Source organism: Trebonia sp., assembly GCF_049794275.1.
Classification (GTDB): domain Bacteria; phylum Actinomycetota; class Actinomycetes; order Streptosporangiales; family Streptosporangiaceae; genus Trebonia.
On sequence record NZ_JBARCR010000446.1, the window covers coordinates 1 to 7,861 of the forward strand.

The window sequence follows — 7,861 nt, forward strand, 5'->3', positions numbered from 1 at the left end:
CCCCGAGATGCAGCGGGCCAGCGCGACCATCGCATCGCGCAGCGCGAGCGCGCCAGCAGAGGACGACCACGGCGGCGGGATGAACGACGGCGCGGTCTCGTCCAGCCGCAGCGTAAGCACCGCGCCGGCGAGCCGGTCGATGGTGTCGGTGACCCACGGCGGCGGCCGCTCGCTGGAACTGCGCAGCGCGGTGGCGGCCTCCACCATCTGGTGGCTGAGGTTGAGGATCGCCATCAGCCGCATGTCCAGCTCGTTGCGCCCGCTGGCCGCCGACCGGCCGGTCAGCAGCGTGTCGTACGCCGTATTCAGGGCGGTGGTCACCGCGCGGCGCGTGTTCACGACCTCGGGAGTGCCGATCGCCCGCAGGCCGTCGGCGATGGCGTGGTAGACGTCGGCGACGGCGCGCTGTTCCGCGCCCCGCGGCGACAGCAGCCAGGCCGGCATGATCAGCACCAGGCCCCATATCGCCCCGCCGACGAACCCGAGCGCGGTGTGCCACCACGGGCGCAGCGCGCCCAGCGGCCCGAGGCCGAGTGCGCTGTAGATCAGCAGCTGCAGCCCGGTGGCCGAGCCGACGGCGCCGAGCCGCGCCAGGATCGCCGACACGCCGGCGATCACGACGAGGGCGATCACCGCGATCCAGCCGCGGCCGTGGATCACTGAGCCTATGGTCAGCCCCACCGCGCCGCCGAAGACGGCGGCGGTCCCTATCCGCCGCAGCCGGGCACGGAACGGGCCGCCCTGATCGATCATGACGCTGAGCAGGCCGCCCATGGCGGTCAGCAGGGCGATCTCCCGCCGTCCGGTGATGAAACCTGCCGCGAGCGGCACCCAGATCGCGAACACGGCCCGGATCATTTCCCGCCAGGGGATGGGCGTCTTCTTCGGCCCCATCACGTTAGCCAGCCAGTCGGGCACGGCCTCCGATAGCCAGTCAGGGACCGGCAGCTGCCCGCCGGATGAGCCTCTCACAAGAGAACTTTTACCCTTACCCAGCGGCCATGCGGGAGGAGGGGGCGCTGTACGTTCGAGATATCTGCGATCAGAAGGAGAGGGTCAATGGAGTACCGGCAGCTCGGGCACAGCGGACTGCGGATCTCGGCGCTGACGCTTGGCACGATGACGTTCGGCGGGCGCGGCGGGTTCAGCGCCGTCGGGGCGACCGGCATCGACGGCGCGCGACGGCAGGTCGACATGTGCCTGGACGCCGGGGTGAACCTGATCGACACGGCCGACGTGTATTCCGGCGGGCTCGCCGAGGAAATCACCGGCGAGGTGATCAAGGGCCGCCGCGACACGCTGCTGCTGTCCAGCAAGGTGCGGATGGCTATGGGCGACGGCCCGAACGACGCCGGCCTGTCCCGGCAGCACATCATCGCCGGGTGCGAGGCGAGCCTGCGCCGCCTCGGCACCGACCACATCGACATCTATCACGTGCACGAATGGGACGGGCAGACCCGGCTCGAGGAGACGCTGTCCGCGTTGAACTCACTGGTATCGGCGGGCAAGGTGCGCTACCTGGCGGCGTCGAACTACGCGGGCTGGCAGCTCATGAAGGCGCTCGCGGTCGCGGACAGCCACGGGTTCGAGCGGTTCGCCGCCCAGCAGGTCTACTACTCCCTCGAGGCCAGGGACGCCGAGTACGAGCTCGTCCCGCTGGCCGTCGACCAGGGGCTCGGCATCCTGGTGTGGTCGCCGCTGGCCGGCGGGCTGCTGTCCGGCAAGTACCGGCGTAACGGTTCTCCCGAGAGCGGGACGCGGCAGGTCTCCGGGACGTGGAACGAGCCGCCGGTCAGGACCAGGGAGAAGCTCTACGACACGGTCGAGATACTCGTCGACATCGCCGGCGCGCACGGCGCGTCGCCCGCCCAGGTCGCGCTGGCCTGGCTGCTCGGCCGGCCGGCCGTGACGTCGGTGATCATCGGGGCGCGCACCGACGAGCAGCTCCTCGACAACCTGGGCGGGGCGTCGCTGCTGCTCAGCGCCGACGAGCGAGCGGCACTCGACAAGGTGAGCGCGCCGGAGCTGATCTACCCGTACTGGCATCAGCTCAACACCGCCGCCGACCGTCTCGGCCCCGCCGACCTGGCGCTGCTCGCGCAGTACCTGCCTGGCGAGGAGTAGCCGCCACCGGCGTCGCCGGACCGCGGGCCTGCGTTGGCGGCCTGCCTGGCTACCGGGGCATTCCGGTCTCGTCACCGGGCCGCGCACAGGGACCCTCGTGCTGTAGAAAAAGGGCCATGACAATCCTCCTGCGGATCCTCGTGTCCGCGGCGGCGCTCGGCGTCGCGGCCTGGGTGGTCCCCGGAATTGTCGTCGCGGGACACGGCGACGCGGCGAAGGCCGGGACGCTGCTGGTCGTCGCGATCATCTTCGGCATCATCAACATGCTTCTCAAGCCGATCATCAAGACGATCGGCTGCGCGTTCTACGTGCTGACACTCGGTCTCGTCGCGGTGGTGGTCAACGGGCTGCTGCTCTGGCTCGCCAGCTGGGTGGCGGGACAGCTCAAGCTGCCGTTCCACGTCACGGGCTTCGTGGCCGCCGTGGCGGGCGCGCTCATCATCGCCGTGGTCAGCTGGGTGCTGCACCTGGTGATCCCCGACAGGTGGGACGGCAAGCGCTGACGCCTGCCCGGCCCGCGAGGCCATAGACTTATCCGCCGTACACTTTTCTCTGCGCAGGTTCCGCGCAGTCACCGTCCACGTCCCTGGAGTCACCCCGCCGTGAAGACCGCCGTCGAAGAGCTGAGCCCGACCCGGGTCCGGCTGAGCGTCGAAGTTTCCTTTGAGGAACTCAAGCCGAGCCTGGACAAGGCTTACCGTGAGGTGTCGCAGCAGGTGCGCATCCCCGGCTTCCGTCCCGGCCGCGTGCCGCCGCAGGTCATCGACATGCGGGTGGGCCGTGGCGCGGTGCTGTCCGAGGCGGTCAATGACGCGCTGCCCGAGCTCTACAGCAAGGCGGTGCAGGAGGCCGAGGTGTTCACCCTCGGCCAGCCGGACGTCGACATCACCCAGCTGGAAGACGGCAAGGAGCTGACGTTCACTGCCGAGGTCGAGGTGCGGCCCAAATTCGAGCTGCCCGACCTGTCCGGGCTGTCCGTCACCGTAGAGAACGCCGAGGTCACCCCCGACGACGTGGAGGAGTACCTCTCGTCGCTGCGGGAGCGGTTCGCGTCGCTCAAGACCGCGCAGCGCCCGGCGGAGGACGGCGACTACGTCACCATCGACCTGTCGGCGTCGGTGGACGGCGAGCCGATCGAGGACGCGCAGGCGAGCGGACTGTCCTACGAGATCGGCAGCGGGACGATGCTCGAGGGCCTGGACGAGGCGCTCGCCGGCATGTCCGCGGGCGATTCGTCGACCTTCACCAGCGAGCTCGCGGGCGGCGACGCCGCCGGCCAGCAGGCCGACGTCACGGTGACCGTGCAGAGCGTCAAGGTCAAGGAACTGCCTGAGCTGGACGACGACTTCGCGCAGCTGGCGAGCGAGTTCGACACCCTTGGCGAGCTGCGTGCCGACACCCGCGGCCAGCTCGAGCGGGTCAAGCGGCTGCGGCAGGCCACCCAGGCGCGGGACCGCGCCGTCGACGCGCTCGTGGACAGCGTGGACATCCCGCTGCCCGAGAAGTACGTCGAGCACGAGATGGAGCACGCCCGCGAGTCGGTGGACAACCAGCTGGCGCAGGTCGGCATGCCGCTCGCTGACTACCTGGAGAGCAGGGAGCAGACGGAGGAGGAGTTCAACGCCGAGCTCCTCGAGCAGTCGCAGCGCGCCGTCAAGGTGGGCTTCATCCTCGACGAGGTGTCCCGCACCGAGGAGCTCTCGGTGAACCAGGCCGAGCTGTCGTACTTCGTCGCCGACCAGGCGCAGCGGATAGGTGTCGGGCCTGAGGTGCTGGCCAGGCAGCTGTCGGAGTCCGGGCAGCTCGGCGCGGCGGTGACCGAGGTGCTGCGCGGCAAGGCCGCCACGCTCGTCGCCGAGCGGGTCAAGGTGACCGACGAGGCGGGCCGCGACGTCGACGTCAAGGCCGAGATCGAGGCGCTCAACTCCGACGTGGACGGCATGCTCGCCGCCCAGGCCGCCGCGGAGGGCGAAGGCGACATCGATGTCGACGACCTCTCGGTCGACGTCGCGGGCACCATCGAGTCTGAGGCTGAGACCGACGAGACGCCCGCGGACGAGGCCGCCGCGGACACCACCGACGAGGCCTGACCCCTAGCGGCGTGCGCCGGTAGCGAACAGCAGGCTCTGGCGGACTAGGTCGCTCCGCGGTGGCGTTAATGTCCAATCATCGACACCGAAGTGATCGGAGCAGGTGACCTACGTGACACAGCCTCTGCTAGTTGAGCCAGCTGCAAGGACGGCCACCCCTGACGCCCCCGTGATGCCAGGGGACTTGCTGTTCCAGCGCTTGCTGCGGAACCGGATCGTCTTCCTCGGCCAGCAGGTGGACGACGACATCGCCAACCGGATCTGCGCCGAGATCCTGCTGCTATCGGCCGAAGATGACAGGCGCGACATCGCCATGTACATCAACTCGCCAGGCGGCTCGGTCTATGCCGGCATGGCGATCTACGACATCATGCAGTACGTGCCGAACGACGTGGCCACGTACGCGATGGGCATGGCCGCCTCGATGGGCCAGTTCCTGCTGACCGCGGGGGCCCGGGGCAAGCGCTACGCGCTGCCGCACGCCACGATCCTGATGCACCAGCCGTCCGGCGGCATCGGGGGCACGGCCTCGGACATCAGGATCCAGGCCGAGCAGATGCTCTACATCAAGCGCACGCTCTTCGAGCGCACCGCGTTCCACACCGGCCAGCCCATCGAGCAGATCGAGCTGGACGCGGACCGCGACCGCTGGTACACCGCCGACGAGGCCAAGGAGTACGGCTTCGTCGACCACGTGGTCCGCAGCGCGCTCGAGGTCCCCTCAGCGGGCCCCGTGTCCTGACACCCAGCCGAACCACGATTAGGAGACGACCGTGACCGACCTCAGCCGGTACCCACAGTCGAGGTACGTGCTGCCGTCCTTCGTCGAGCGCACCTCGTACGGGATCAAGGAGATGAACCCGTACAACAAGCTCTTCGAGGAGCGGATCATCTTCCTCGGCGTCCAGATCGACGACGCGTCCGCGAACGACGTCATGGCCCAGCTGCTCACGCTGGAGGCCATCGACCCGGACCGCGAGATCACCATGTACATCAACTCGCCGGGCGGCTCGATGACGTCCATGATGGCGATCTACGACACCATGCAGTTCATCCAGCCCGACATCACCACCTGCTGCATCGGCCAGGCGGCCAGCGCCGCCGCGGTGCTGCTTGCGGCGGGCACCAAGGGCAAGCGGATGGCCCTGCCGAACGCCAGGATCCTGATCCACCAGCCCGCCACGGAAGGCGGCTATGGGCAGTCCAGCGACATGGAGATCCAGGCCAGGGAGATCCTCAGGATGCGCGCCGCGATGGAGGTCATCCTTGCCCGGCACAGCGGTAAGGACGAGGAGGTCGTCCGGCGCGACATCGAGCGGGACAAGTTCCTGACAGCCGCCGATGCCCAGGAATACGGCCTGATCGACGAGGTGCTGACCATCCTCAAGAGGGGGTCGGAGCGCATCCCGGAGGTAGTGTCGCACTAGCAAGGAGGGATACGGAGGATTTCACCTCTTCCCTCCCGGGCCGCTGAGGGGGTTTGATTGGTCCATCGGACCTCCGAAGGCGGTACCGTCATAGAGCAAGCGCATGACGGCATGGCGGGACATGCCCGTCGTGCCCGGCCCGGGGAACCGGGCCGTGGCCGGCGGCCCCATGTAAAGGAGAAACTGGGTGGCACGCATCGGTGACGGTGGCGACCTGCTGAAGTGCTCGTTCTGCGGAAAGAGCCAGAAGCAGGTCAAGAAGCTCATCGCCGGTCCAGGCGTGTACATCTGCGATGAGTGCATTGACCTCTGCAACGAGATCATCGAGGAAGAGCTCTCCGAGCCGTCCGAGTTCAAATGGGACAGCCTGCCGAAGCCGCGCGAGATTTACGAGTTCCTCGACTCGTACGTGATCGGCCAGGATAAGGCCAAGAAGGCGCTCTCTGTCGCGGTGTACAACCACTACAAGCGCATCCAGTCCGGCGGTGAGCGCCAGGGCAGCGATGACGTGGAGCTTGCCAAGTCCAACATCCTGCTGCTCGGCCCGACCGGCTCGGGCAAGACGCTGCTTGCCCAGACCCTCGCCAGGCTGCTCAACGTCCCGTTCGCGATCGCCGACGCCACCGCGCTCACCGAGGCGGGCTACGTCGGGGAGGATGTCGAGAACATCCTGCTCAAGCTGATCCAGGCGGCCGACTACGACGTCAAGAAGGCCGAGACGGGGATCATCTACATCGACGAGATCGACAAGATCGCCCGCAAGTCGGAGAACCCGTCCATCACCAGGGACGTGAGCGGCGAGGGCGTGCAGCAGGCGCTGCTGAAGATCCTGGAGGGCACCACCGCCAGCGTCCCCCCGCAGGGCGGCCGCAAGCACCCGCACCAGGAGTTCATCCAGATCGACACCACCAACGTGCTGTTCATCTGCGGTGGCGCGTTTGCCGGCCTGGAGAAGATCATCGAGCAGCGGTCCGGCAGCAACGGCATCGGCTTCAACGGCGTGCTGCGGGTCCGCAGCAAGCACGTCATCGCGGACGCCTTCGCCGAGGTGATGCCGGAGGACCTGCTCAAGTTCGGCATGATCCCCGAGTTCGTCGGCCGTCTCCCGGTCATCACCAGCGTGCACAACCTCGACCGTGAGGCGCTCATCCAGATCCTCACTGAGCCGCGCAACGCCTTCGTCAAGCAGTACAAGCGCCTGTTCGAGCTGGACGGCGTGGACCTCGAGTTCTCCCAGGACGCCATCGAGGCGATAGCCGACCAGGCGCTGCTGCGTGGCACCGGCGCCCGCGGCCTGCGCGCGATCATGGAGGAAGTGCTGCTCTCGGTGATGTTCGAGGTGCCGAGTCGCAAGGACGTCGAGCGGGTTGTCATCACCAGGGAAGCCGTTCTGGAAAACGTCAACCCGACGCTGGTGCCGCGCGACGTCTCCCGCCGCACACCCAGGGAAAAGTCCGCCTGACGCTCGGTGGCGGCGGCGCGCAGCAGTTTGGAAGTGCTGCCCTCAGTTTGCCCGTAATGCCTCTCACCTGGGCTGGCCCTCGGTACTCTCGGGGAATTAGTCAGGGCACAGTTTCCTGTGCGACCACGACTGGGGGAGAGCGCACATGAGCGGCTGGAACGCCTCCAGGCCCACTTGGGATCCCGAAGGCGGGGTCAGCGACAGCACACCGGGCTTCCCTGACTCGGAGGACTCCGGGCGGTCCCGGCCGGGTAACGGCCGGCACTCCTACGGTCAGCCCGGGCGGCAAGGGCAGTCCGCCCAGCCGAGCTTCCCCGGTTATGACCCCGAGGACCTCTGGGCCCAGGACCAGGGCGAGGGCGGCTACAGCAACGGCGCCAGCGGGCAGCACGGCTCCAACGCCCAGCACCGTCCCGGCACGGGAGCCTCCCTTGGGCTCCCGCAAGAGGACTACCCGCCAGCGGACTGGGGCCAGCCCAGCCAGCAGTTCGAGCCGCGGGACCACGCGCAACCCAGTCACGCGCAACCCAGTCACGCGCAACCCAGCCACACGGGCCGCCACGCGGCCGGGACCGCCCGGAGCGACGCGGACCAGGAGTACGCCGTCCAGGACTACACCGCGCGCATGGATCCCGCCCTGCAGGACTTCTTCGCGCCGCAGCCGTCCAGGCCAGGCTTCGCCGCGCCAGGCCGGCAGCCAGCCCCGGCACCCCAGCCGGCCCAGGCGCCCAGGCCGGGCTATCCTGGCCAGCCCGGCT

General features: G+C 68.5%; 6 protein-coding genes and 2 pseudogenes. 7 read left to right on the forward strand and 1 reads right to left on the reverse strand.

Annotated features, from left to right (window positions below):
- Nucleotides 1-972, reverse strand: a pseudogene (locus WA805_RS12310) (hypothetical protein); the annotation flags it as partial.
- 87 nt (nucleotides 973-1,059) lie between these two features.
- On the opposite strand from WA805_RS12310, the gene WA805_RS12315 reads away from it, so the two are divergent.
- The 7 genes and pseudogenes from WA805_RS12315 to WA805_RS12345 all read left to right on the forward strand — a co-directional run.
- Nucleotides 1,060-2,124 (forward strand): aldo/keto reductase, encoded by a 1,065-nt coding sequence (locus WA805_RS12315; RefSeq protein WP_422276691.1) that lies wholly within the window; start codon nucleotides 1,060-1,062, stop codon nucleotides 2,122-2,124.
- A 116-nt stretch (nucleotides 2,125-2,240) separates the two neighbouring features.
- Nucleotides 2,241-2,627 (forward strand): phage holin family protein, encoded by a 387-nt coding sequence (locus tag WA805_RS12320; protein WP_422337830.1) that lies wholly within the window; start codon nucleotides 2,241-2,243, stop codon nucleotides 2,625-2,627.
- A 99-nt stretch (nucleotides 2,628-2,726) separates the two neighbouring features.
- Nucleotides 2,727-4,214 carry a trigger factor gene (tig, locus tag WA805_RS12325; RefSeq protein ID WP_422276687.1) on the forward strand — a complete coding sequence of 496 codons (1,488 nt, stop codon included), beginning with the start codon at nucleotides 2,727-2,729 and terminating at the stop codon, nucleotides 4,212-4,214.
- Between the two features lie 172 nt (nucleotides 4,215-4,386).
- Nucleotides 4,387-4,956, forward strand: a complete 570-nt coding sequence (locus WA805_RS12330; RefSeq protein ID WP_422276699.1) for an ATP-dependent Clp protease proteolytic subunit — start codon at nucleotides 4,387-4,389, stop codon at nucleotides 4,954-4,956.
- A 31-nt stretch (nucleotides 4,957-4,987) separates the two neighbouring features.
- Nucleotides 4,988-5,641: an ATP-dependent Clp protease proteolytic subunit gene (locus WA805_RS12335; protein WP_422276685.1), complete on the forward strand. Its 654-nt coding sequence runs from the start codon at nucleotides 4,988-4,990 to the stop codon at nucleotides 5,639-5,641.
- 187 nt (nucleotides 5,642-5,828) lie between these two features.
- Nucleotides 5,829-7,103 (forward strand): ATP-dependent Clp protease ATP-binding subunit ClpX, encoded by a 1,275-nt coding sequence (clpX, locus tag WA805_RS12340; RefSeq protein WP_424560317.1) that lies wholly within the window; start codon nucleotides 5,829-5,831, stop codon nucleotides 7,101-7,103.
- A gap of 145 nt (nucleotides 7,104-7,248) precedes the next feature.
- Nucleotides 7,249-7,861 (forward strand): annotated as a pseudogene (locus tag WA805_RS12345) (hypothetical protein); the annotation flags it as partial.

Coding starts and splice junctions, on each gene's coding strand:
- WA805_RS12315 (WP_422276691.1), top strand. CDS start 1,060: ATGGAGTACCGGCAGCTCGGGCACAGCGGACTGCGGATCTCGGCGCTG.
- WA805_RS12320 (WP_422337830.1), top strand. CDS start 2,241: ATGACAATCCTCCTGCGGATCCTCGTGTCCGCGGCGGCGCTCGGCGTC.
- WA805_RS12330 (WP_422276699.1), top strand. CDS start 4,387: ATGCCAGGGGACTTGCTGTTCCAGCGCTTGCTGCGGAACCGGATCGTC.